The sequence below is a fragment of the Nocardia sp. NPDC050412 genome, from assembly GCF_044458825.1.
Taxonomy (GTDB): Bacteria; Actinomycetota; Actinomycetes; order Mycobacteriales; family Mycobacteriaceae; genus Nocardia.
Genome location: NZ_JBITIJ010000009.1, coordinates 359,612 through 381,236 on the forward strand (window position 1 = coordinate 359,612; position 21,625 = coordinate 381,236).

Sequence of the window (21,625 nt, forward strand, 5' to 3'; positions counted from 1 at the left end):
CCTGACCTGCACCGAACTGTTTTGTTCGATGGAAGGGAGCGTCGCGATGCCTACAACGCGTACCGAACGTGCGAAAACCGCCCGCTACCACCGCAAGCGGGAGCAAGTGGTGGATGTCGCTGTCGAGCTCTTCTCGAAGAACGGCTATGCGAGCACCGGGGTCGCCGATATCGGCGCTGCCGCCGGACTGGCCCGCGGTGCGCTGTACTACTACATCGGTGCCAAGGAAGAGTTGCTGGCCGAGATCCACGACCGCGTAATGGATCCGCTGCTCACCGAAGCGTCGGCGATCGTCCGGCTCGATATCGGCTTCCAGACGCGCCTGCGATTGCTGTCGGAATCGCTACTTCGGCAGATCGTGCATCGACAAGATCATGTGTGGGTCTTTCTGCATGAGCACCACCAACTGCAGGGTGAATACCGCACTCGCTTCCGGGCCAAGCGCCAGCGTTTCGAATCGCAGATTCGCGATGTGCTCGCCGACGGGCATCGACAAGGCAAGTTGCGGGTGCGGGATCTGGAGCTCACCACGCTCGCGTACCTGAACCTGCACAACTACACATACCAGTGGGTGGGTCGGCGCGCGGATCTGAAAGTAGACGAGCTCGCTCGCTTCTATTGCGAGATCTTCTTGAACGGAATCCTGGTCGAGCGGGTCGACGAGTCGGCGACCGAAGCCGAACTGGCGCACGGGCGTTCCGTGCTCGGTGTGCTGCTCGCGAAGGGGCTCGATCACTAGCAATCCCGTCGCTCGCCGTACCTCTCCCATCGGGTGCGGCAAGCGACGGGCTGCTGCCTAGCTCTGTGTCATCTGAGCGAACTGATGCTTCAGGAATGTGGCGGACCAATTCATCAGATCTGTCGGCACGTAATAGCCGGTCTCATCATTGATTGCCGCCCAGTGTGCGGCGACTTCCTCGATCGTGGCCGGGCCCTGGGCCAGATAGCCTTCGGTGGAGGCCAGGAACAGCCGCGCGAATCGGCCCGCTCCCGCGGTGTAGATCTCACCGGTGACCGGGCAGCTTTCGTGCGCCAGGAAGGCGGCCATCGGAGCCACCGACTCCGACGGCATGGCCGCTGCGGCAGCCGCGGCATTCTCGTCGGTATCGGGGTCGCCACCGGCCATGCGGGTATAGGCCGCGGGCGCAAGCAGATTCACCTTGATCCCGTGCGGTTCGCCCGCGAGTTTCGCACTGCGCGCCAACCCGATGAGGCCCGCCTTCGCTGTCGCGTACGGCAGGTTGACGTCCATGCCGAAGACGCCGCTCGACGTGGTCAGTACGACCCGGCCATAGCTCTGGTTCAGGAAATGCGGCCAGGCGGCCTTCATGGTGTTGAACGAGCCGAGCAGATGTACGGCGAGGTGTCGCTCGACATTGTCCAGTTCGACATCGGGCAGGCCCGCGTACCTGACGATGCCCGCATTGTTGATCAGAATGTCGATGCGGCCGAACCGGTCCACCGCGGCGTCGATGATCGCCTGGGCCCCGGCCGGTGTCGAGACGTCGTTGCCGTCGGCCACGGCCGAACCACCTGCGGCGATGATGCCGTCGACGACCGCCTGGGCCGGTGTGGTGTCGGCGCCGTCGCCCTCGATCGATCCACCGAGGTCGTTTAGGACGACACTTGCTCCGCGTTCGGCCAGGAGCCGGGCGTGGGCTCGCCCGATGCCGCGACCCGCGCCGGTAACCACCGCGACGCGGCCCTCGAAACTCAACTCACTCATTCGCGACTCCTGTCGTACTCCATTGTCGATCCGTGGCCACGGTCATCGTATTTTAGACCAATCGGTCAGTACATACAATGAAAGTCAGCGACCCAGGAAGGTTGCTTTTCGCGGGCCGTCCTCGACGAAGCTGCGCAGACCGCGCTGTCCGTCCTCGCTGGCGAAGCATCGGGTGATCAGGTCGGCTTCCAACGCCAGCCCGTCCTCGATCGACATGTCGAACCCGTCCTCGATCGCCTGCTTCGCGTACCGGAGTGCGAGCGGGCCGCGGGCGTAGGAGAGGCCTCGCTCTACGGCGGCGTCGAACACATCGGCGTCGTCGAGTAGTTGATCGATGAGGCCGATGTGCAAGGCTGCCTCCGCGCGCACGAGGCGTCCGGTGAGGATCAGATCCTTCGCTTCGGCGAGTCCGACAATCCGCGAAAGACGTTGCGTCCCACCGGAGCCGGGCATTATCCCGAGCGTGATCTCGGGCAAGCCGAGGATGGCGCCGCGACCGCCGATGCGGAAGTCGGCGGCCAGTGCCAGCTCGCAGCCGCCGCCGAGTGCGTAGCCGTTGATCGCCGCGATCGTGATCTGCGGGGCCGTGGCCAGGGCGTGAAATGCCTTTTGCAGTACCCGGTTTCGCTGTCCGAACGCCTCGGGGGACAGGCCGAGCATCTCCTTCACGTCGGCGCCGGCCGCGAAGTGTTCGCCGCCGGTGATGACGACCGCTCGATAGGTCGTGCTGCTGTGCAGTTCCGCCGCAACGGTTTCGAGTAGATCCCACATCTCCTGGTCGAGCGCGTTCACCGGATGGCGCTCGATGCGCAGGATGGCCAGCCGCTCGTCGGCGGGATGCGGCTCGAGCCCGACCTTGGCGGGCGTTGGATTGCTGCTCACTATTCGATGCCTCCGGTTTATGTGCTACGTTCACGGTTGAGTGTACCGACCGGTCGAAGAATTTATCGGTGGATGGACGGTGAGATGCAATGGGTATGGGGCATGCCGACGTATCGGGTCGACGCGTAGTCATTACCGGCGCCGGACGCGGCTTGGGGCGGGTGCTCGCGACCGCCTTCGATGCCGCGGGGGCGCAGCTGGGATTGGTCGCGCGATCGGAAAACGCGCTGCGCGCGGTGGCCGACTCCCTGCGGGGTGAGCCTTTGGTGTGCGCGGGTGATGTGCGTGACGACGAGTTCAACGACACCGTCGCCGAACGCATGGTCGAGCGCTTCGGCGGCGTCGACGTGTGGATCTGCAATGCCGGTGTGTCACCGGAGGTTTCGACGGTGACGCAGACCAAGCCCGCCGTCTGGCGAGACATCATCGACGTGAACCTGACCGGAACCTTCCTCGGCGCGCGTGCGGCAGCGGCGGTGATGGGGGAGGGCGGTCGGATCATCGTCACGGGTTCGGTCATCGGTCAGCGGCCGCGTGCCGGACTTTCCGCATACGCGGCCTCCAAGAGTGGCGCCCACGCGCTTGTCCAGGCTTTGGCGCAGGAACTCGGACCACGTGCGATCACCGTCAATGCGGTGGCGCTCGGCTGGTTCGACACCGGGATGGGAGCGCACTGGCACCGCGATGTCGAGCGGGAGAACGATATCGTCGGCCACACCGCCCTCGGGCGTTGGGGAACTCCCGCCGACCTGCCCGGCATCTATCTGTTCCTGGCCGCCGAATCCTCGGCCTACATCACGGGCACCACGATCACGGTCGACGGCGGATATTCACTGCTGTGAGCCTTGCCCCGCGCTACACGGCCGCACAGGCTGCGGCCGCTGCGTCCGAACCTGTGCATACCCGGGGATTCGGCACGACATGCGTGGTTCTCGTGCGCAATAAAGTATCCTGATTTCCGTCGCGGCCACCCCGAGCAGTGCATTCCCAACTACCGGCCGTGTTCGAGGAGATTCCATGAGCGTGCCGCCCGTCCTGCGCGACCGACTGCGTCTGCCCGTTATCGCGTCCCCGATGTTCATCGTGTCGAATCCGGAATTGGTCATCGCCCAGTCGACCTCGGGCATTGTCGGGTCTTTCCCCTCCCTCAATGCGCGCCCGGAATCCGAACTGCGGCACTGGCTCACCCGGATCACCGAGGCGCTGGCCGAATTCGACGCCGAACATCCGCAGACGCCGAGCGCGCCGTACGCCGTGAACCTGATCGTGCACAAGACCAACGACCGGCTCGACCACGATCTCGCGGTGGTCGAGGAATTCCGCGTCCCCATCGTGATCACCTCGCTCGGTGCGCGGCCGGAGGTCAACGAACGCATCCACGCCTACGGCGGCATCGTGCTGCACGACGTGATCAACAATGTCTTCGCCCGCAAGGCCGTCGACAAGGGCGCCGATGGACTCATCGCCGTGGCGGCGGGTGCGGGCGGCCACGCGGGAACCCAGTCGCCGTTCGCCTTGATCCATGAGATCCGGAGCTGGTTCGACGGACCGCTGGTGCTGTCCGGATCGATCGCCCACGGTAACTCGGTATTGGCCGCACAGGCCGCGGGCGCGGACTTCGCCTATATCGGGTCGATGTTCATCGCCACCGACGAGGCGAACGCGGCACCCGACTACAAACAGATGATCGTCGATTCGACCGCCTCGGACATCGTCTACAGCAATCTCTTCACCGGTGTGCACGGCAACTACCTGCGCGGCAGCATCATCGCCGCCGGACTCGACCCCGATGCGCTGCCCGGATCCGACTCCGCGGCAATGAATTTCGCCGGTGGCAGCGCGAAGGATGCGAAGGCCTGGCGTGATGTCTGGGGCGCCGGCCAGGGGATCGGCAGTGTCGACTCGGTACGCCCGGCCGCCGCCGTCATCGAACGCCTCGTCGATGAGTACGAGATGGCTCGGACCCGGCTGTCGGCTGTGCCGGTCCATACGTGACGGGTGCGTAGGGAAACCCACGCGGCGGTCGGCCCGGTCGCTGGAGTCGTTGCGTAACAGTCATGTCGCTGGGTATGGCGGATTACGAGGGCTATTGGCGAAGAAGGTGAGACCCTGATGATGATGGATATGTTCTGGATGGCCGTGAACTTCCTGCGTTCCATGATGGGCATGTAATCCACGGACGTCCAAGGCCGGTTCCTGCCGCAATGTGGCAAGGACCGGCCGTTTCATTTCCGCTCAGAGGGTCGGCACCTCGTGTGATCTGAGGAGTTTGGTGAGATCGGTGCTCACCAGGTGCGGCCGGTATGCCGTTGCCTTCGGTCACCCCGCTGCCGCCGCCAACGTGCACTCGATGGATGGCCTCGAATAGTGGCGAGAGGCTATTGACAGGGATCGGCATGGAGGTGCTATACATTAGGGGAGGCTTACCTCGTTAGATGAGGCTAACCTCGTGAAGTGTCCCGCTCGCACAATGAGGCATCCGTGTACGTCTGTATCTGCAACGCCGTCTCCGAATCGGACGTGCACAGCTGTGTCGCCGCAGGCGCCAGCTCGACCGCGCAGGTCAAAAAGGCGTGCGGCTGGAAGCCCGGCTGCGGCAGCTGTACCCGCCGTCTTTCCGAGCTGGTCGGCCGGGCCTGCGAGGCCCCTGCCCACGCCGTCGAGGCGCCCGCAGCGTAGCCCGACACGATAGGCCGTCCTTACCGTTTCACCGATTGTGAGCTGTGACACGATCACATTCATGGAAGGCGATAAGGAAATCATCTCGGTGCTCAATGAGCAGCTGACAGCCGAACTAACGGCCATCAATCAGTACTTCCTGCACGCCAAGATGCAGGAGAACTGGGGTTTCACCAAACTTGCCAAGCACACACGCCACGAGTCCATCGATGAGATGAAGCATGCGGAGGTGCTCACCGATCGCATCCTGTTCCTGGAGGGACTGCCCAACTATCAGAAGCTCAACCCGCTGCGCATCGGCCAGACCGTCCCCGAACAGTTGCGGGCCGATCTGAAGATCGAGATGGAGGCGGTGGATCGGCTGCGCGGCGGTATCGAGCTGATGCGCTCGCGCGGTGATGTCACCTCCGCGCGCATCTTCGAGTCCATTCTCGAGGACGAGGAATCGCACGTCGACTACCTGGAGACCGAACTCGACCTGCTCGAGAAGCTGGGTGAGCAACTGTACCTGCAGCGTTATACCGACATCCCCGAAGACGACTGACATCGTCACCGGTTCCGGTCGGTCGATCATGCGCCCGGAACCGGTGCTTTTCAGATGCCGCCGTCAGCGGATCGGTTGCGTGACGGCCTCATGTTCGTCGTTGACCAGATGGAATGCGATCGCGAGATCATCGATTACCGCCTGCCACGCGGCCTGACTGCCCTCGCCGCGGGGATCGCGGGCCAGCGCGAGCAAAGTCGTCGCGGCATCCACGGCCTGAACCGCGGCAGCCAGTAGCGCGGGCACGGGGGTGGGGGCATTTCGGGAGGCGAGTGTGGCGATGTTGTGACGCAGCCACCGCGCGTCGAACTGTGCCTGCGCCGATACATCGCCTACGGCGTCTTGCTCCGCGGTCGCGGCCATCGACCAGGGGCCCGTGCACTGCCCGAGTGGTGCCTGGATCACCAAGTCCCGCAGCTCACTACTGAGCAATCCGTGTAGCCGACCCGCTAGTTCGGCGCGTTCGACGGGCAGCTCGGCCGACCAGCCGGAAGCGGTGTGCTCCACATCGGCCTGCAATACCGCCAGCACTGCTCGCAATTGCGCAGCTGTTGCCACCTACGCCCCTCTCCGTCGTTCATCCGAGCTACCGTTGCGCGACAACAATTCGTGGACCCAAACGACTTGCGAACCTCCCGGCACTATCCGCTGCGCGGCCGTTCGTATCGAAACGTTCGTCACCCGACGGTAAGTGCAGACATGACGATACATAAGCAGACAATCTCGAGCTACCGACAAGCGGCAGCCAGTCTTCGCCGCCCCACAGGCTGTCCGCGCCAGTTGCTCGGCGTTCGAGGCGAAGCGGGGCACCTCGTCATCGGCTGAAGCTCCGAACTGCGGTAGTGCGAATCCCCCGAATGACCGTCAGGTTAGGCATCGAAACCAATGCGTTCAATACTTGAAACCCGCTAGTTAAAAACCGGGGCGGCGGCGGTTCGCTTCCTCGGCGGGCAACCGGGCGAAATCAATTGCGCGAACGCACCTCTGGTGCCTGCTGTCGTGCGGCAGGCCTGCACGTTAATATTGGGATGATTGCTTTCACCCGAATGCGGCGCGTCCGCATGACCGAAGGCTGGTGAGTCCGCCGATGTCGGTGTCGATGTTCGATGAGGCGCTTCCGCGCGGCGAACGTGATGGTGTCGGCCTACGAGTCGGCGCGATCATCGACCGGGGTGGGGAAGTGCTGCTATTGGAGGCCCACAGCACAGGGCCGCTCCCGCTCACCCGCAAGCTTCCGGGCGCCACCGTGGAACCGGGCGAATCGGTCTCCGCCGCACTGATTCGCGGAGTCCGCGAAGAGACCGGCCTGACCGTCACCGGCATCGGCCACCACGTCGGTGATTTCGACTACCTGTCTCCGGCCGGAAAGCCGGTGCGGCGCTTGCATTTCGCCGTAGAAGTGGCGGACACCAGCCCGATTGTCCTGTCCGCCCACGCCGATTACGTATGGGCATCCCTGGACGGAGAGCTGCTCGTGACGCCATCCATCCGCGGCATCCTCGAAGCCTATAAGGACCTTCTGCTCCACTGAGCGGCCTTCGATAGTCGATATCGGTTGTGCTCGTGTGGTTCTCATGCTGTGGGGGATCGGACGATCTCGTCGTGACCACATTCGGAGCATGTCGATAACCCGCGCTCCTATGTCGGCCAGGGGATTCTCCAGGCAGGAGCGAATCGACTGCCTTCCATGTGATGGTGGCTGCCCGATGCGCGATCGAGGTTAGGCGATGTCGAGTTCCTGATGTTACCCACTATTCATAGCTGATCTCATCGGTGCATGATGGTGTGCCCAGCATAAGTATCTTCTGACTTGTAATTTTCACTATTGATCGGTTCTCGCCGCCTCGGCAAGTTACGCTCTATTCATCAGAGCGTGGCCGTGATCGTTCCGCGTAGTCGGCATGGCTGGGGCTCGCCCATCTCGCTCGACGTCTACGGAACCCGACAACGGAAGGAATCCGATGACCGCCACCGCTCAACCGCTGCCGACGCCGGTGCCGCTGACCAGCGAGGAAACCCGAATCCACATTCCGGCCATCCATCGCTCGCAAACCAGGCGGCCGTTGAAACTCGCTGACGCACTGGACTTCTGGAATTTCGCCGGTGCCGCGGCCAATGTGGTGATGCAGATGGCCCGACCCGGTGTCGGCTATGGCGTCTCGGAGAGCCGAGTCGAGTCCGGCGCGCTAATGGTGCATCCGTGGAAGCGGGCCAGGACCACCACGCAGTACCTGGCGGTGGCGATCCTGGGCACCCAGGACGAGATCGATGCCTACCGCGAGGCGATCAACGTCGCCCACCGTCAGGTGCGCTCGAGTCCCGACAGCCCGGTGAAATACAACGCCTTCAACCGTGACCTCCAAAAGTGGGTCGCCGCTTGCCTTTTCATCGGCTTCGAAGACACCTATCAGCTGTTGCACGGCAAGATGAACGATGAGCAGGCCGAGCAGTTCTATCAGACCGCTTCTACCCTGGCCACCGGTGTGCAGGTCACCAAGGATATGTGGCCGGCCACCCGCAAAGACTTCGATCTCTACTGGAACGAGGCGAGCAGCCACGCCGTCCTCGACGACAAGGTCCGCGCCTACCTCGATGATCTGCTCAATCTGCGCATGATCCACTGGTATCTGCGGCTGCCATTCCGAAACCTGTTGAAGTTCTTGACGATCGGCTTCCTGGCTCCGTACTTCAAACAACAACTCCAGGTCGAATGGACCGACTCCGATCAACGCCGCTTCGAACACCTCTTCCTGTTCGTCGGCTTCGTCAACCGCTTCATCCCCCGCTTCCTGCGCTTCGCCCCCACTCACGCGCTGATGCGAGACCTGCGTTGGCGCATCCGCAAAAACAAGAGCCTGATCTGAGAGCTCGCATACGCGCCCGTTCGCGGCCACGCTACGAACATCAGTGGGGGACAGCCGCCAAACGCTGATTCGTCACGCGCAGTTGCCGTTGCGTGCTGTTAGTGAGGTCGTCGACTTGCTCGGCCGTCAACTGCCCGCACGGCTGTCCCCAGTGCAGCGCGATATCGTCCCCCGGCGCCGCATCCGGGAGCGCGGCGTAGCCGTCGGTCCACACCGGGATGGTTCGCCGTATCGTCTCCGACAGTGACAAGTGTGCGCCGTCCCAGCGCAACCGGTGGGTCCCGACGGTGAGGTCATTGCGGTGGCGATCCAGTACCGTCGCGGCGGTGATTCGGCAGTTGTCGAGGATTTCCAAGGGCTGGTCGCCGGGGGCGGCCAGCATCCTGGTCCACGGGTAGACACCGAAGACGTGGAAGCTGTGGTTCGCGGCGGCCTCCGCAGCGAGGTCGGACCCCAGATGGGACCAGTACACACCCGCGATCGGGGCGATGAGTCGCAGCAACTCAGCGAGGAATTCGGGGCCGTCGAGCTCGGCGCCGATGCCTCCCCCCAGCCAATAGGACGCGACCAGTCGCTCATCGAGTGGGTCGGTGATGCCGGTCATGCGCGACATGACCCGCAGGTAGGGCCATGCGCCGGAGAAGCCCCGCGCCAGGACCCGCACACGCTCGCCATCGCGTTCACGCAGGGCCGCGGTGTGCTCGGGCCCGCAGTAGCCGAGGTGGTTGGGCGCGTACGCGTAGCGCGCGAACATCTCCACACCGTCCATCACGTCGATTCCTCCGATAGCGTTACGCTCCAGCGGCTTTCGATGTCGCCGTAATGCCAGATCGCGAGGGCGCCGGCCCAGGTGAGCGCGAAGAGGCCGACGATGATGAAGCCCATCGTGGCGAGGTCGAGGCCGCCGATCCAGGCGAGCACCCCGCTGGTGACATCGAGTTTCTCGGTGAGGATGGAGATGAGCTCCTGGACACCGATCAGCAGCGCCACCGCGACCGAGAGACCGGTGACCACGATGTTGTAGTAGATCTTGCGGATCGGTCCGGCGAAGGCCCAGCCGTAGGCGTAGTTCATGAACGAGCCGTCCAGCGTGTCGAACAGCGACATGCCCGCCGAGAACAGAACGGGCAGAACGAGAATCGCGTACCAGGGCAGTCCGGTGGCGGCCGCGCCTGCGGCGATCACCAGCAAACCCACTTCGGTGACGGTGTCGAATCCGAGCCCGAACAACAGTCCCACCGGATACATCTGCCACGGCTTGCGCACCGCGCGCATGACCGGCGCCAGGATCCGGTTGAGCAGGCCGCGCGAGTCCAGCGCGCGCTCTAGTTGCTCTTCGCTGTAGCCGCCGCGTCGCATAGCGCGTAAGACCTGCCAGATCCCGATCAGCGCGATCAGGTTCAGCAGTCCGATGAGGATCAGGAATGTGCCCGAGACCGATGTGCCGAACACCCCGGTCCACCGCTGCAATCGCGAGTTCTCGTCTTCCAGGTTCCGCGCCAGCGCGGTAACCCCGAGGGCCAGCAGACCGACGAGCACGAAGACGACGGTGGAGTGGCCCAAGGCGAACCAGAAGCCGACCGCGAGCGGTTTCTGCTTGTCCGCCACCAGCTTTCGGGTGGTGTTGTCGATCGCCGCGATATGGTCGGCATCGAAGGCGTGTCTCATGCCCAACGTGTAGGCGGTGACGCCGAGCCCGACGCCGAATACCGCGCCATCCACCAGGTACGAGCCGGGCACGATCAGCAACAGCAGCGTGCCCCATCCCACGAGGTGCAGTGTGACGATCGTTGCTGCCATGCCGAGGATGCTGCGACGCTGTCCGCCGTCGAATCCGGTCCAGGCAGCTCGCAGCCTCGTGGTGACTGTTGCCATCCCACGGTCCCATCTCTCCAACTCGTCGGCGGAGTCACCGCCGTGTTCAACAGATTCGCGGTAGCTGTTCTCCGGCAGGCAGATCGACGACGCGGGTACCACCGAGGGCGGTGCGGGCCACCACCATCCCCGGGTGTTCGGCAACGCAATGACCCACGACAGCCGCGTGGGCGCCGAGCGGATGCGCGCGCATGGCGTCGAGGACGCGTTCGGCGTACTCGGGGGGTACGAATGCGACGAGTTTGCCTTCGTTGGCGACATACAGCGGATCGAGACCGAGCAACCCGCAGGCATCGCGGACCCCGACGGGCACCGGGATCGCCCGTTCGTCGAGCTCGACACCGACACTCGCGGCGCGGGCGATCTCGTTCAGGGAGGCCGCCATTCCGCCGCGCGTGGGATCGCGCAGCACATGCACATCCGCGCCGGTGGCGAGCATGGTCGCGACCAATCCGTGCAGTGGCGCGGTATCGCTGCACAGGGTCGTGCCGAACTCGAGGCCTTCCCGGCAGCTCAGTACCGCGATACCGTGCAGTCCGATCTCACCGCTGACCAGCACGATATCGCCGGGCCTTGCCCGCTGGGGCCGGATGTCGACACTTTTTGGGACCAGTCCGATGCCCGCGGTGTTGATGAAGATGCCATCGCCGTGCCCGGCGTCGACGACCTTGGTGTCGCCGGTGACCAGCCGGACTTCGGCCGCGAGCGCGGCGGTACCGACGGCCTCGGCGATGCGGGCGATCTCGGCCAGCGCGGTGCCCTCTTCGAGGATGAACGCGGTCGAGAGCGCAACCGGCCGGGCACCGGACATCGCCAGATCGTTCACGGTGCCGTTCACCGCGAGATCACCGATCGAGCCGCCGGGGAACACCAGCGGCTTGACCACGAACGAATCGGTGGAGAACGCCAGCCGCACATTGCCGAGGCGGAGCACCGCCGAGTCGCCGAGCTCGGTATCGGCGGCCGCGCCGAATGCGGGCAGAAACAGGTGCTCGATCAGCTCACCCGACATCGCGCCGCCGCCGCCGTGTCCCATCACGATATTGGGCGCATCGCGCAGCGGCATCGGGCAGACCCAACCATCGATGTCGAGCGGGGGCGATGCGGCTGCCCCGCTGCCGTTGGTCTCACGCATGGGCGGCCTCCGCGGGAAGATCGAGACGCCGGTACAGGTAGTACGCGGCACAGGCGCCTTCGGAGGAAACCATTGTGGCACCCAACGGGTTTCGCGGGGTGCATTCCTTGCCGAAGGCCGCACACTCGTGCGGTTTGATCAAGCCTTGGAGGACTTCACCGGACCGACAGATCGAAGACTCGGCGGTGTGCAGATCTCCGACGGAGAAACGCTGTTCGGCGTCGTAGTCGCGGTAACGCGGCGACAGCCGCCAGCCGCTGCGGGGGATAACGCCGATGCCGCGCCACGCCCGGTCGGTGACCTCGAAGACGTCCTCGAGCATTGCCTTGGCCGCTGGATTCCCGGTTGCGGCTACCGCGCGGGGATAGGCGTTCTCGACCTCGTGGCGTCCCTGTTCGAGCTGGAGCACGGTGCGCCGGATGCCTTCGAGGATGTCCAGCGGTTCGAATCCGGTGACCACCATCGGAACCTTGTATTTCGCTGCCAGTGGCGGATATTCGCCGGTGCCCATCACCGTGCACACGTGCCCGGCGGCGAGGAATCCCTGGACCCGGCAGCTGGGCGACTCCATGATCGCCGCGATGGCGGGCGGGACGAGCACATGCGAGACCAGCAGCGAGAAATTCTCGATGCCGAGCCGTCGGGCCTGGTACACCGTCATCGCGTTGGCGGGCGCGGTGGTCTCGAATCCGATGCCGAAGAACACCACCTGCCGATCCGGGTTGTTTTTGGCCAGTTCCAGCGCATCCAACGGCGAATAGACCACCCGCACGTCGCCGCCTTCGCTCTTGACCCGGAATAGATCCTTGTGGCTGCCGGGTACCCGCAGCATGTCGCCGAAGGAGCAGAAGATCACACCCGGCTGTGCGGCGATCTCGAGTGCCTTGTCGATCACTTCCAGCGGGGTGACGCATACCGGGCAACCGGGCCCATGAATCATCTCGATCTGATCCGGCAACAGCTGGTCGATGCCGTGGCGGATGATCGAATGTGTCTGTCCGCCACACACTTCCATGATCGACCACCGCTTGCTTGTGGTCGCGCGGATACGGTCGAGCAGGTTCCTCGCAAGCTCGGGATTGCTGAATTCGTCCAGGTATTTCATGACTTCGCCTCCTGGTCGTCGACGGTCGCGCCCGCCGCGGATGTGTCGGAATTGCCGTCCCCGGGCTGCGGGGCTTCGGGGTTATCGACGCCGGCCTGCTTCGCCGCGATCGCGAAACCGTCGCCGAACTCCTCTTTCAGTACGCCGAGATGTTCGAACTCGGCCAGCGTCCGCAATGCGGATTCTTCATCCAGGCGTTGGATCGCGAACCCGACGTGCACCACGACGTAATCGCCGACCGCCACGTCCGGGATGTATTGCAGGCACACGTCTTTGTGCACGCCGCCGAAGTCGACCTCCGACATCAGCGTGCCGTCGCGTTCGTTGACGCTGAGCACCTTTCCGGGAACCGCAAGACACATCGCTTGTCTCCTTCACTCACACCGCACCGGCTACCAGGAGCTGTCCGAACGCGATCCCGCCGTCGTTCGGTGGCAGTCTGTGATGACTGATGACACGGAATCTGTCGCGCCGCAGCAGACGGGTACAGCTCGACAACAACAGCGCGTTCTGGAACACACCGCCCGACAGCGCGATCACCGACTCGGGCGCGGCGAATCGCCGTGCCGCGTCGTGCACTAGGTCGGCGACGGCGGCGTGGAATCGGGCGCCGATGACCGCGGGCGGTATGCCGCCCGCCGCATCGGCGACGACCTCGGCGAGTACCGGGGCAGGATCGATCCTGGCGGGATCGCCGTCACGCCAAGCGAACCGGTATCGGCCCACCGCACCATCGGCTCCGCGGGCCAGACCTTCGAGTTCGATCGCGGCCTGCGCCTCATAGTCGACGACGTGCCGCACCCCGGTCAGGGAGGCGACCGCGTCGAACAGCCTGCCCATGCTCGAGGTCGGCGCGCAGCCGAGCCCGGTGTCGAATTGGTGCGCGAGCACGGCCCGTTCGGCGTCGAGGCAGGCGTCGACCGAGGCGATACCGGGGGACCACTCGATGCCCGCGGCGCGCAGATGTGACAGCGCCATCCGATAGGGCTTGCGGACGCTGAGGTCGCCGCCCGCCAAGGGCACATAGGACAGGTGCGCCATGCGCCGGTAGCCCTTGTATCCGGCGACGAGCACCTCACCGCCCCAGACCGCGCCGTCGGGTCCGTACCCGGTGCCGTCGAAGGCGATGCCGAGCACGGTCTGGTTCGCATCGACCCCGTGCTCGCCCATCACCGCGGCCAGATGCGCGTGATGGTGTTGCACGGTGTGCACCGGTCGGTCGGCCGCGTTCGCGCGGGCCCACGCGGTCGAACGGTAGCCGGGGTGGGCGTCGGCGGCGAGTTGGGTCGGGTGCACGCAGGTGAGTTCCTCCAGATGCGATCGCGCCGTATCGAATGCCTGCAGAGTGGCCAGATCGTCCATGTCGCCGATGTGCTGACTGAGCCAGGCGTACCGTCCGTCGGCGACGGCGCAGGTGTTCTTCAGGTCGGCGCCGACCGCCAGAGTCGGCGGAACCGGGATCGGCAGCGGCAGCGGCAGCGGCGCGTAGCCGCGGGAGCGGCGCACCGGCAGCTCGGCGCCGTCCACCACGCGCACCACCGAGTCGTCGCACGGGACGAGAATGCGCCGGTTGTGGCCGAGCCAGGCGTCGGCCAGCCCGGCCAGGCGGGTGCGGGCATCGGCGTCGTCGTAGCAGATCGGTTCGCCGCCGAGATTGCCGGAAGTCATCACCAGCACGTCGGGGCCGGGCGGGTCGCCAGGGAGGCCGAACAACAGCAGATGCAATGGGGTGTAGGCGAGCATGACTCCGAGGTCGGGGTTGCCGGGTGCGACCGTGTCGGCAACTGGCCGCTCGCCGCGCGGCAGCAGAACGATCGGCCGTTGCGGACCGCTCAGCAGGGCCGCGCCGGTGGGATCGATGGTCACGATCCGCGCCGCGGTGTCCAGGTCGGCGACCATGACCGCGAACGGCTTGTCGCCGCGCCGCTTGCGGCGACGCAATTCGGCCACGGCCGTGTCGTTGCCGGCGTCGCAGGCGAGGTGGTAGCCGCCGATGCCCTTGACCGCGAGAATACCTCCGGCACACAGCAATTCGCGCGCCGCGGTGAGCGGCCGCCCCAGCTCACCGGGCCCGGTGTAGGACAGAGTGGGCCCGCAGTCCGGACAGGCGATGGGCTGGGCGTGAAACCGGCGATCGGCGGGGTCGGCGTATTCGCGGGCGCAGCGCGCGCACATGGCGAAATTGGCCATGGACGTGCGCTCGCGGTCGTAGGGCAGCCCGGCGATGATGGTGAATCGCGGGCCGCAATTGGTGCAGTTGACGAAGGGGTGGCGGTAGCGGCGGTCGGCGGGGTCGCGCAGTTCGCGCGCGCAGTCCGTACAGATCGCTACATCGGGCGAGACCAAGGTGCGTCCGGCACCGCCGCGAAGGGTATCGCCGATCAGGAATCCGGTGCCGCCGCGGATTTCGACCGCGGTCTGCTCGACCGCGGCGACGGCGGCCAGCGGCGGCGGTGAGTCGTGCACCCGGCGAATGAACTCGCGCACCGATGCCTCGGCGCCTTCGATCTCGATGACGACGCCGTCGGTGTCGTTGGCAACACGGCCGGTCAGCGCGAGCTCGACGGCCGTGGTGTAAACGAACGGCCGGAATCCGACGCCTTGCACCACGCCGCGCACTAGTAGGCGGCGGCGAACGCGATCGGCACTCACGGCTGATCTCCACTGCCCAGCAGGCGCAGCCCGGCCATCGCCCGCTCCGCGCCATCGGCGTCGGTCTTCTCGATGACGAATCCCATGTGGATGATCACCCAATCACCCGGCGCGGCGGGCTGATCCTCGTCGAGCAGACCGATATTGACCTTGCGCTTCTCACCGGACACCTCGACCACGGCGATCTGCCCGTGGTAGCCGTCCGGAATCTCCACGACCCGCCCCGGAATGCCAAGGCACATGCTCACACCTCCTGTCCAGCGCGCAATTGCGCCGCGACGCGCGCCACCGCGGCTGCGGCAGGATCGACCGCCGCGGCGACGGCAGCGCTGAGACCGATCCCCTCGGCTACCGAGTCGACCTGACAGCCGACGACGACGGTCGGCGGCACGACACCGCCGAGCGCGTGCACCGCGGCGAAGACCGCTTCCGGATTCATCGCGTGCGCGTCCATGGCCGTCGTCGCATCCGACTCGGGTTCGGCGCGCATGATCTGCACGTGGCCGGGATCGCCGGTATTCGGCAGGGCGTCCACCAGTACCAGCGCATCCCACCCGTCGAGCAGGTCGTAGGCCAGGTGTAACCCGCGGATGCCGTAGTCGACGATCCGCTGGTCCTGCGCCGACGCCGTGGGTAGCCGACGGACCACCTCGGGGCCGAACCCATCGTCGCCGAGGAAGATATTGCCGATCCCGGCAACGAGCACGCGTGCGCTCATCTCACATGTGGCGAATCTTCAGATAACGCCGGAGGTCGGGGATCGACCGTATGCCGAGATAGGCGCCGACCACGACGATGACTGCCACCACCGCGGTGGAGACCACACCGACTGTTTGCATGACCGTATTCCTTTCACTCGTCGCCGTTGATAATCGGTTCGAGCTCATCGGGAGCGAAATACAGGTAGCGGCCGTACCATTCGTGCAGATCGGCCGCCGGATCGTCATCGATGACCACGCCGACGTGCGTTTCGCCGTCGACGTCAGCGTGCACCGAGGTGACGCGCGCCGCCCTGCCCGCGTAGAACAGGTCGTGTGCGTCGGCGCGTCGCGTCGGGCGCAGCCGAACCCGGCTGCCCTTGCGTACGAGCACCCCGGCGATCGGGATCGCGTCGGACTCCGGGCGCACCGCGCCGTCGGCTGCGGGATCCCACCAGCTCATGTCCTCCGGTACCTCGGGCACCAGGCGCGGCGCAGGTTCGCGCCACAGCCCGTGCAGGTCGTGCATGGCCTCGGGCGTCATGCGATCGCAGCGGTCGATGATTTCGGCGGCTTTCGGGTCGGTGGCGCGGGCCCGTTCCTTCTCGTCATCGGTGAGCGACATCACGCGCAGCGTGAGGATTTCGTCGATCTCGGTGGAGTCGAACAGCTGACCCGCGCTCTGCTCGGCGATCTCGGGATGGTCGTAGAGGATGATCGGCGACACCAGGACAACGCCGTTATGGCCGGGCGGGCCGGCCAATACCGGGAAGCAGCGGTGCTGGGTGCAGTGCTCGACGGCCGTCTCGGCGCCGGGTTCGGGATCGAGGAGCGAGATGAACTCACCACCGTCGAGTTCGGCGATCACGTGGGCGCCGAGCATGGAGCGGACGGTGGCGTCGTCCGAGTCGGCGGCCGCAGCGCCGCTGTTGCGCAGTCGTATTCCGACGCGTCGATAGTCGCCCTCGGGGACGACGGTCAATTCGAGTGTGCCCTCGATCTGTGCTCGGGTGCGTACCACCATGCCCGCCGTCGATCCCGGAATCGGTTCGACCGCCTGCCAGCCCGGTACTTCGATCGGCATCGTCGAATCCGCCAAAGGCCGGGGGCCGCAGGTGATTTCGCATTCGGTAGCCTCGTCCCAGCTGACCCATCGGCGACCGTCGACGATCAGTTCGGCGCGCGCGCTTCCGTCCAGTTCGACTGTTCGGCGCTGCAGTTGCAGGAACCGTGCGGTGAGCGTGATCCGCGTGGCTCGGGACGCGCGGACGAGACATTCGGCGGCAAGCGAGTCGTCCTCACCGAATCCGGCCGCGGCCGCGTCGCGCGGCCCGAGCACACCGAACTGCCAGCGGGACTGGTTCTTTCGGGCGTCGGACCGGTACGGGTACAGCAGATACCCCTCGTACAGCACGGCGTCGGCGACGGCACGGGCGCGGGTCATGGCGGCGTTCACGACGCGGACTCCTCGGTGAGAAGTTTCGCGACGGCGTCGTCGAATCCGAGCAAACCGTGCGAGGACTTGTAGGCAGCCAGCGCTTCCACATTCTCCCTGCGCAACCGCACCCAGCCGGAGTTCGGATAATGGGTGTCCATGAGATCGCGCCACACGGCGACCGGCATATCGAATTTGTCCTCGCGGTCCCATGGCACCTGCTGAACCGCGAAACCCGTTTCCCCTCTGATGAATACGGTGCCGCTGAACAGGAATATCAGCGGCACGGTGCCCTCGCGCAGGGCGTGCAGGTACTTCGATCCGGTGACCTCGAAGTCGTAGGTGCACGGCATCGGCAGTTCCACCTCGGCGCCGCCGGAGAAGCCGGACACCATGGTGGCGCAGTGCATCCAGGTGAACGACTTCTGTGTTTCGTGCCAGCGTTCGCGCGGGCCGAAAAGGTCCAGCAGCCCCGCGCCTTCGGCGTCGGAGTAGCCGCGCCGGAAGGGTTCGATGCGCACCTGGGCGCGCAGCGCGATCGCGTGCACCGGCTCCTCGGCCAGCGCGGCGATGCCGATGCGCGCGGACAGATTCGGGGCGACCGCGTACGGTTCCGGCCGCACCTCGAGCACCGCGAAGGTCATCGCATAGGCCGGACTCATGACGCCACCTCCGGCCGGGCGCGAGCCGACATCGCGGTGAAGAATTCCGCGATGAAGTCTCGGGCTTCCTTGCCGCCGTCGAATCCGCGCCACAGCATCCGCATCCGTCCGACGAACTCGTAACAGGCATCGATCGGCAGCAGCAGCACCGCGCCGGGACCGCCGCGCTCCGGCATCCGGATGAGCAGCGCCTCGACATCCGGCGCGAGCCGGTCGAGTTCGGGATGGCGATCCAGGATCGCCCGCCAATCCTGCAGCGGCAGTTCGGATTCGGTGGCCCCGGCCGGTCCCGGATAAAACGCGACAGTACGCCCGAGCGTCGAATTGACGAAGAAGAACGCCAGCCCGACCGGGATGTCGAGGGTATCCCATTCACCCTGACCGATCACACAGTCCGGGAACGAGACGTAGTGGTCGGGCACCGCCCGGTAGCGCAGCGCGGCCTGCTGATCGGTGAACAGCAGATAGCAGCCCACACATACGCACATCAGCTGTCTGCCTTCGATATCCACCACATGGCGGTGCTGTGCACCGACCGGTTCGGCGCACATTTCGCACCGCTCTCCGGCCGCCGCGGGCGGGGTCGGGTCGGTCGCGATGCGGCGCAGTGCGCGCAGGCTCTGGTTCATCCGCGGACCTCCGCGGGTACCGCCACCGAGATCTCACCGGAGCGCACCAGCACGGGCAGCGGCTCCAGATGCCCGTCGCCGTCCAGCCGCGTTCCGGCGTGCACAACATCGAAATGGGCCTGGCATCCCGGACAGCGCAGCACCGCCGAGCCTGCCGGGGCCCCCATCCTGCGGTGCAGCGCGGACCCCGCCATCGAACGCCCACAGGCCGCGCAGCGGTCGCGATAGACGAACAGGTCCGTGCCGACCCTGCAGGCCAGTACCGGCACGTCCGCCACCGTGAACCCGCCGACCTCGCCTGCCGCCAGGTCCGCGAGCTCCGGGACCGAGATCCAGCTGCCCGCGGGCGGATCGCCGGTGTGCACCCGCGCGAACAGCGCCTCGGCCGGTATCACCCCCGCCTGTGGCTGTGCCGCCGCGGCGACCACCTCGATAGCCTCGATTTCCGGCGCGGCCGCGCGCACCGCATCCTCCACCGCCAGTTCCAGCGTCACCGACGATGAAGGGCACGTGCGACAGCTGCCGGACAGCTCGAGCCGCACGACAGCGTCGGCGACATCGATGAGCGTCACATCGCCGCCGTGCGAGCCGAGGTAGGGGCGGACGCTGTCCAGCGCCGTCGCCACCCTCGTTCGCACGTCGTGCGGGTGCAGGCCGTGCACCAACAGCAGGCTCGCGACCAGATCGTCGCGGGTCAGCTCCTCGACGGTCCGGTCGTCGAGCACGGCCATAACCCGGCCGAGTGCCGCGCCGTAGAGGTCGACGACCTCACGCACAAGACGCTCGGCGCGCTCGCGCGCCATCGGGCCGCCTGCCGAACAGGCATCCAGCAGGGTGTCGATCCGATCACCCGCGCCCCGCCACTGGTTGTCGTCGGTCGGTCCGGCTCGCTGCTGCGGGCGACCATCCACGCTGTGCCTCCCGTCGTCGGCAGGACCCGTCATTCCGCGGTGAGCGTCTGCGTTGGTGAATGGACCTTGTCCAGGGTTACGCCATTGCCCAGATACATGTGCACCCCGCAGGGCAGGCACGGATCGAAGCTGCGCACCGTGCGCATGATGTCGATGCCCTTGAAGTGCTCTCGATCGTTCTCCTCGAAGATCGGCTGCCCCTGTACCGCGTCCTCGTAGGGCCCAGGTGTACCGAAGGAGTCACGCGGATTGGCATTCCACGGCGTCGGGGGATACGGGTGGTAGTTGGCGATCTTGCCGTCCCGGATGACCATGTGGTGCGACAGCACACCGCGCACCGCCTCGGTGAAACCACAGCCGATGCCCTCGTCGGGCACCTCGAAGTGCTCCCAGGTCTTCGTGTGGCCCGCCCGGATCTCACCGAGCGCCTGCTCGGCGAAGTGCAGTGCGCACGCCGCCGCGTAGGCCTGGAAGTAGGTCCGAGCCCGGTCGCGTTCGATCGTGTTGCTGCCGTGCGTCGGGATCTTCCATTCCAAGGTGACCGGGCCCTTCAACGCGGTCTTGGGCAGGTTGATCTGCACGCTGGATCCGGTGGATTTGACGTAACCGATATCCACCAGCCCGGCCAGCGCTGTCGTCCACAGGCGAGCAAGCGGCCCACCGCCGGTGTCGAGCGCGAGATGGTCCTTGCCATCGAACCAGCGCGGGGACATCACCCAGCTGTACTTGTCGTCCAGGTCGCGCTTCTGCGGTTTCGGATTGGTGTGTTGATTCCAGGGGTGGCGCCGGTCGATCGGATTGCCGAGCGGATCGGTCGTGACGAACATTTCCTGATCGGTCCAGTCCTCGTAATACGAACTGCCCAACAGGATCCGGATGCCGAGATTGATATCGACCAGCGAGGTGGTGATCAGCTTCCCGTCCACCACGATGCCGGGACTGACGAACATCCGCCGACCCCACTGCTCCATATCCTTGTAGTCGAAGTTGCACACCGCGGGATCCTGGAAAGATCCCCAGCAACCGAGGAGTGTGCGGCGCAGGCCCACCTGCTCATAGCCCGGCAGCGCCTCGTAGAAGAAGTCGAACAGGTCGTCGTGCATCGGCACGACCTTCTTCATGAACTCCACATACCGCATCAGCCGCGACATGTAGTCGGTCATCAGCTGAATTGTCGCGACCGTGCCGACCCCACCGGGATACAGCGTCGACGGGTGCACGTGCCTGCCCTCCATCAGGGAGAACATTTCGCGCGTGTACCGACTGACCTGCAGCGCCTCCCGGTAGAACTCGCCGGTGAACGGATTGAGCGCCCGCATGATGTCGGCGACAGTGCGGTAGCCGTGGTCACCGGCGTGCGGCGCCTCGGCGCGTTCGGCGCGTTCGAGCACACCGGGATTGGTCTCGGCGACCATCTTCTCGCAGAAGTCCACCCCGACCAGGTTCTCCTGGAAAATATTGTGGTCGAACATGTACTCGGCGGCCTCGCCGAGGTTCACGATCCACTCGGCGATCGGCGGTGGTTTGACCCCGTAGGCCATGTTCTGGCAATAACACGAGCAGGTCGCGTGGTTGTCACCGCAGATGCCGCAGATGCGGCTGGTGATGAAGTGCGCGTCGCGCGGGTCCTTGCCCTTCATGAAAATCGAATAGCCGCGGAAGATCGACGAGGTGCTGTGGCACTCGACCACCTCGCGACTGTTGAAGTCGATCTTGGTGTAGATGCCCAGGCTGCCGACGATGCGGGTGATCGGATCCCAGGCCATCTCTACCAGGGCGTCGGGTTCGATCTTGCGAAGCGACGGATCGGGAATGATCTCTGTCATCG

The 21,625-nt window shown here is 65.6% G+C and carries 24 protein-coding genes; 7 read left to right on the forward strand and 17 right to left on the reverse strand.

What is annotated here, in order from left to right; translation table 11 throughout:
- The first annotated feature begins 46 nt into the window (after positions 1–46).
- Complete coding sequence (locus ACIBI6_RS26215) at positions 47–739, forward strand: TetR/AcrR family transcriptional regulator (protein ID WP_364342368.1); 693 nt, start codon at positions 47–49, stop codon at positions 737–739.
- A gap of 57 nt (positions 740–796) precedes the next feature.
- On the opposite strand, the gene ACIBI6_RS26220 is transcribed toward ACIBI6_RS26215, so the two are convergent.
- The gene (locus tag ACIBI6_RS26220) at positions 797–1,726 is read right to left on the reverse strand and encodes an SDR family NAD(P)-dependent oxidoreductase (RefSeq protein WP_396958195.1); all 930 of its coding nucleotides are present in this window, start codon (positions 1,724–1,726) and stop codon (positions 797–799) included.
- Positions 1,727–1,810: 84 nt separating this feature from the next.
- Positions 1,811–2,608 carry an enoyl-CoA hydratase/isomerase family protein gene (locus ACIBI6_RS26225; RefSeq protein ID WP_396958196.1) on the reverse strand — a complete coding sequence of 266 codons (798 nt, stop codon included), beginning with the start codon at positions 2,606–2,608 and terminating at the stop codon, positions 1,811–1,813.
- Between the two features lie 89 nt (positions 2,609–2,697).
- Between ACIBI6_RS26225 and ACIBI6_RS26230 the strand changes: the two genes are divergently transcribed.
- From ACIBI6_RS26230 to bfr, 4 genes are all read left to right on the forward strand, one after another.
- Positions 2,698–3,450: an SDR family NAD(P)-dependent oxidoreductase gene (locus ACIBI6_RS26230; RefSeq protein WP_396958197.1), complete on the forward strand. Its 753-nt coding sequence runs from the start codon at positions 2,698–2,700 to the stop codon at positions 3,448–3,450.
- A 175-nt stretch (positions 3,451–3,625) separates the two neighbouring features.
- Positions 3,626–4,603, forward strand: coding sequence for a nitronate monooxygenase family protein (locus tag ACIBI6_RS26235; protein ID WP_364342355.1), 978 nt, complete (start codon positions 3,626–3,628; stop codon positions 4,601–4,603).
- Between the two features lie 459 nt (positions 4,604–5,062).
- On the forward strand, positions 5,063–5,287 hold the full coding sequence (locus tag ACIBI6_RS26240; protein ID WP_364342352.1) for a (2Fe-2S)-binding protein: 225 nt from the start codon (positions 5,063–5,065) through the stop codon (positions 5,285–5,287).
- 61 nt (positions 5,288–5,348) lie between these two features.
- Positions 5,349–5,831: a bacterioferritin gene (bfr, locus tag ACIBI6_RS26245; protein WP_396958198.1), complete on the forward strand. Its 483-nt coding sequence runs from the start codon at positions 5,349–5,351 to the stop codon at positions 5,829–5,831.
- 63 nt (positions 5,832–5,894) lie between these two features.
- Here the strand turns inward: bfr and ACIBI6_RS26250 are convergent, their stop codons facing one another.
- A complete protein-coding gene (locus ACIBI6_RS26250; protein WP_364342346.1) occupies positions 5,895–6,389 on the reverse strand; it encodes a hypothetical protein in 495 nt (164 codons plus the stop codon).
- Between the two features lie 517 nt (positions 6,390–6,906).
- On the opposite strand from ACIBI6_RS26250, the gene ACIBI6_RS26255 reads away from it, so the two are divergent.
- Both ACIBI6_RS26255 and ACIBI6_RS26260 read left to right on the forward strand, forming a co-directional pair.
- Entirely contained in the window at positions 6,907–7,362 is a 456-nt protein-coding gene (locus ACIBI6_RS26255; protein ID WP_364342343.1) for an NUDIX hydrolase, read from the forward strand.
- 430 nt (positions 7,363–7,792) lie between these two features.
- Positions 7,793–8,695: an oxygenase MpaB family protein gene (locus ACIBI6_RS26260; protein WP_364342340.1), complete on the forward strand. Its 903-nt coding sequence runs from the start codon at positions 7,793–7,795 to the stop codon at positions 8,693–8,695.
- A 40-nt stretch (positions 8,696–8,735) separates the two neighbouring features.
- Here the strand turns inward: ACIBI6_RS26260 and ACIBI6_RS26265 are convergent, their stop codons facing one another.
- From ACIBI6_RS26265 to ACIBI6_RS26330, 14 genes are read right to left on the reverse strand one after another with little or no spacing between them, the layout of a single operon-like run.
- Positions 8,736–9,464, reverse strand: a complete 729-nt coding sequence (locus ACIBI6_RS26265; RefSeq protein ID WP_396958199.1) for a DUF6390 family protein — start codon at positions 9,462–9,464, stop codon at positions 8,736–8,738.
- Entirely contained in the window at positions 9,464–10,570 is a 1,107-nt protein-coding gene (locus tag ACIBI6_RS26270) for a HoxN/HupN/NixA family nickel/cobalt transporter (protein ID WP_396958200.1), read from the reverse strand. The genes ACIBI6_RS26265 and ACIBI6_RS26270 overlap by 1 nt, the downstream gene beginning before the upstream one ends.
- Before the next feature lie 46 nt (positions 10,571–10,616).
- Entirely contained in the window at positions 10,617–11,705 is a 1,089-nt protein-coding gene (gene hypE, locus ACIBI6_RS26275; protein ID WP_396958201.1) for a hydrogenase expression/formation protein HypE, read from the reverse strand.
- On the reverse strand, positions 11,698–12,810 hold the full coding sequence (gene hypD / locus ACIBI6_RS26280; RefSeq protein WP_364342334.1) for a hydrogenase formation protein HypD: 1,113 nt from the start codon (positions 12,808–12,810) through the stop codon (positions 11,698–11,700). Before hypD ends, hypE begins: the two co-directional genes overlap by 8 nt.
- A complete protein-coding gene (locus ACIBI6_RS26285; RefSeq protein WP_364342332.1) occupies positions 12,807–13,172 on the reverse strand; it encodes a HypC/HybG/HupF family hydrogenase formation chaperone in 366 nt (121 codons plus the stop codon). Before ACIBI6_RS26285 ends, hypD begins: the two co-directional genes overlap by 4 nt.
- 16 nt (positions 13,173–13,188) lie before the next feature.
- Entirely contained in the window at positions 13,189–15,462 is a 2,274-nt protein-coding gene (gene hypF / locus ACIBI6_RS26290; RefSeq protein WP_396958202.1) for a carbamoyltransferase HypF, read from the reverse strand.
- On the reverse strand, positions 15,459–15,704 hold the full coding sequence (locus ACIBI6_RS26295; RefSeq protein WP_364342326.1) for a HypC/HybG/HupF family hydrogenase formation chaperone: 246 nt from the start codon (positions 15,702–15,704) through the stop codon (positions 15,459–15,461). The genes hypF and ACIBI6_RS26295 overlap by 4 nt, the downstream gene beginning before the upstream one ends.
- Positions 15,705–15,706: 2 nt before the next feature.
- The gene (locus ACIBI6_RS26300; protein ID WP_396958203.1) at positions 15,707–16,180 is read right to left on the reverse strand and encodes a hydrogenase maturation protease; all 474 of its coding nucleotides are present in this window, start codon (positions 16,178–16,180) and stop codon (positions 15,707–15,709) included.
- A gap of 1 nt (position 16,181) precedes the next feature.
- Positions 16,182–16,301, reverse strand: coding sequence for a DUF6893 family small protein (locus ACIBI6_RS26305; protein WP_396958204.1), 120 nt, complete (start codon positions 16,299–16,301; stop codon positions 16,182–16,184).
- A gap of 13 nt (positions 16,302–16,314) precedes the next feature.
- Positions 16,315–17,616 carry a hypothetical protein gene (locus tag ACIBI6_RS26310; RefSeq protein WP_396958205.1) on the reverse strand — a complete coding sequence of 434 codons (1,302 nt, stop codon included), beginning with the start codon at positions 17,614–17,616 and terminating at the stop codon, positions 16,315–16,317.
- Positions 17,613–18,257, reverse strand: a complete 645-nt coding sequence (locus ACIBI6_RS26315) for a DUF6084 family protein (RefSeq protein WP_364342320.1) — start codon at positions 18,255–18,257, stop codon at positions 17,613–17,615. The genes ACIBI6_RS26310 and ACIBI6_RS26315 overlap by 4 nt, the downstream gene beginning before the upstream one ends.
- Positions 18,254–18,886 (reverse strand): DUF5947 family protein, encoded by a 633-nt coding sequence (locus tag ACIBI6_RS26320; protein WP_364342317.1) that lies wholly within the window; start codon positions 18,884–18,886, stop codon positions 18,254–18,256. The genes ACIBI6_RS26315 and ACIBI6_RS26320 overlap by 4 nt, the downstream gene beginning before the upstream one ends.
- On the reverse strand, positions 18,883–19,797 hold the full coding sequence (locus ACIBI6_RS26325; RefSeq protein WP_364342314.1) for a NifU family protein: 915 nt from the start codon (positions 19,795–19,797) through the stop codon (positions 18,883–18,885). The genes ACIBI6_RS26320 and ACIBI6_RS26325 overlap by 4 nt, the downstream gene beginning before the upstream one ends.
- Positions 19,798–19,826: 29 nt before the next feature.
- Positions 19,827–21,623: a nickel-dependent hydrogenase large subunit gene (locus tag ACIBI6_RS26330; RefSeq protein WP_364342311.1), complete on the reverse strand. Its 1,797-nt coding sequence runs from the start codon at positions 21,621–21,623 to the stop codon at positions 19,827–19,829.
- Positions 21,624–21,625: the final 2 nt, after the last annotated feature.

Excerpts from the sequence above, each read along its gene's own strand:
- ACIBI6_RS26215 (WP_364342368.1), top strand. The coding sequence starts at position 47 with ATGCCTACAACGCGTACCGAACGTGCGAAAACCGCCCGCTACCACCGC.
- ACIBI6_RS26220 (WP_396958195.1), bottom strand. The coding sequence starts at position 1,726 with ATGAGTGAGTTGAGTTTCGAGGGCCGCGTCGCGGTGGTTACCGGCGCG.
- ACIBI6_RS26230 (WP_396958197.1), top strand. The coding sequence starts at position 2,698 with ATGGGTATGGGGCATGCCGACGTATCGGGTCGACGCGTAGTCATTACC.
- ACIBI6_RS26235 (WP_364342355.1), top strand. The coding sequence starts at position 3,626 with ATGAGCGTGCCGCCCGTCCTGCGCGACCGACTGCGTCTGCCCGTTATC.
- bfr (WP_396958198.1), top strand. The coding sequence starts at position 5,349 with ATGGAAGGCGATAAGGAAATCATCTCGGTGCTCAATGAGCAGCTGACA.
- ACIBI6_RS26260 (WP_364342340.1), top strand. The coding sequence starts at position 7,793 with ATGACCGCCACCGCTCAACCGCTGCCGACGCCGGTGCCGCTGACCAGC.
- ACIBI6_RS26265 (WP_396958199.1), bottom strand. The coding sequence starts at position 9,464 with ATGGACGGTGTGGAGATGTTCGCGCGCTACGCGTACGCGCCCAACCAC.
- ACIBI6_RS26270 (WP_396958200.1), bottom strand. The coding sequence starts at position 10,570 with ATGGCAACAGTCACCACGAGGCTGCGAGCTGCCTGGACCGGATTCGAC.
- hypE (WP_396958201.1), bottom strand. The coding sequence starts at position 11,705 with ATGCGTGAGACCAACGGCAGCGGGGCAGCCGCATCGCCCCCGCTCGAC.
- hypD (WP_364342334.1), bottom strand. The coding sequence starts at position 12,810 with ATGAAATACCTGGACGAATTCAGCAATCCCGAGCTTGCGAGGAACCTG.
- ACIBI6_RS26285 (WP_364342332.1), bottom strand. The coding sequence starts at position 13,172 with ATGTGTCTTGCGGTTCCCGGAAAGGTGCTCAGCGTCAACGAACGCGAC.
- ACIBI6_RS26295 (WP_364342326.1), bottom strand. The coding sequence starts at position 15,704 with ATGTGCCTTGGCATTCCGGGGCGGGTCGTGGAGATTCCGGACGGCTAC.
- ACIBI6_RS26300 (WP_396958203.1), bottom strand. The coding sequence starts at position 16,180 with ATGAGCGCACGCGTGCTCGTTGCCGGGATCGGCAATATCTTCCTCGGC.
- ACIBI6_RS26305 (WP_396958204.1), bottom strand. The coding sequence starts at position 16,301 with ATGCAAACAGTCGGTGTGGTCTCCACCGCGGTGGTGGCAGTCATCGTC.
- ACIBI6_RS26315 (WP_364342320.1), bottom strand. The coding sequence starts at position 18,257 with ATGAGTCCGGCCTATGCGATGACCTTCGCGGTGCTCGAGGTGCGGCCG.
- ACIBI6_RS26320 (WP_364342317.1), bottom strand. The coding sequence starts at position 18,886 with ATGAACCAGAGCCTGCGCGCACTGCGCCGCATCGCGACCGACCCGACC.
- ACIBI6_RS26330 (WP_364342311.1), bottom strand. The coding sequence starts at position 21,623 with ATGACAGAGATCATTCCCGATCCGTCGCTTCGCAAGATCGAACCCGAC.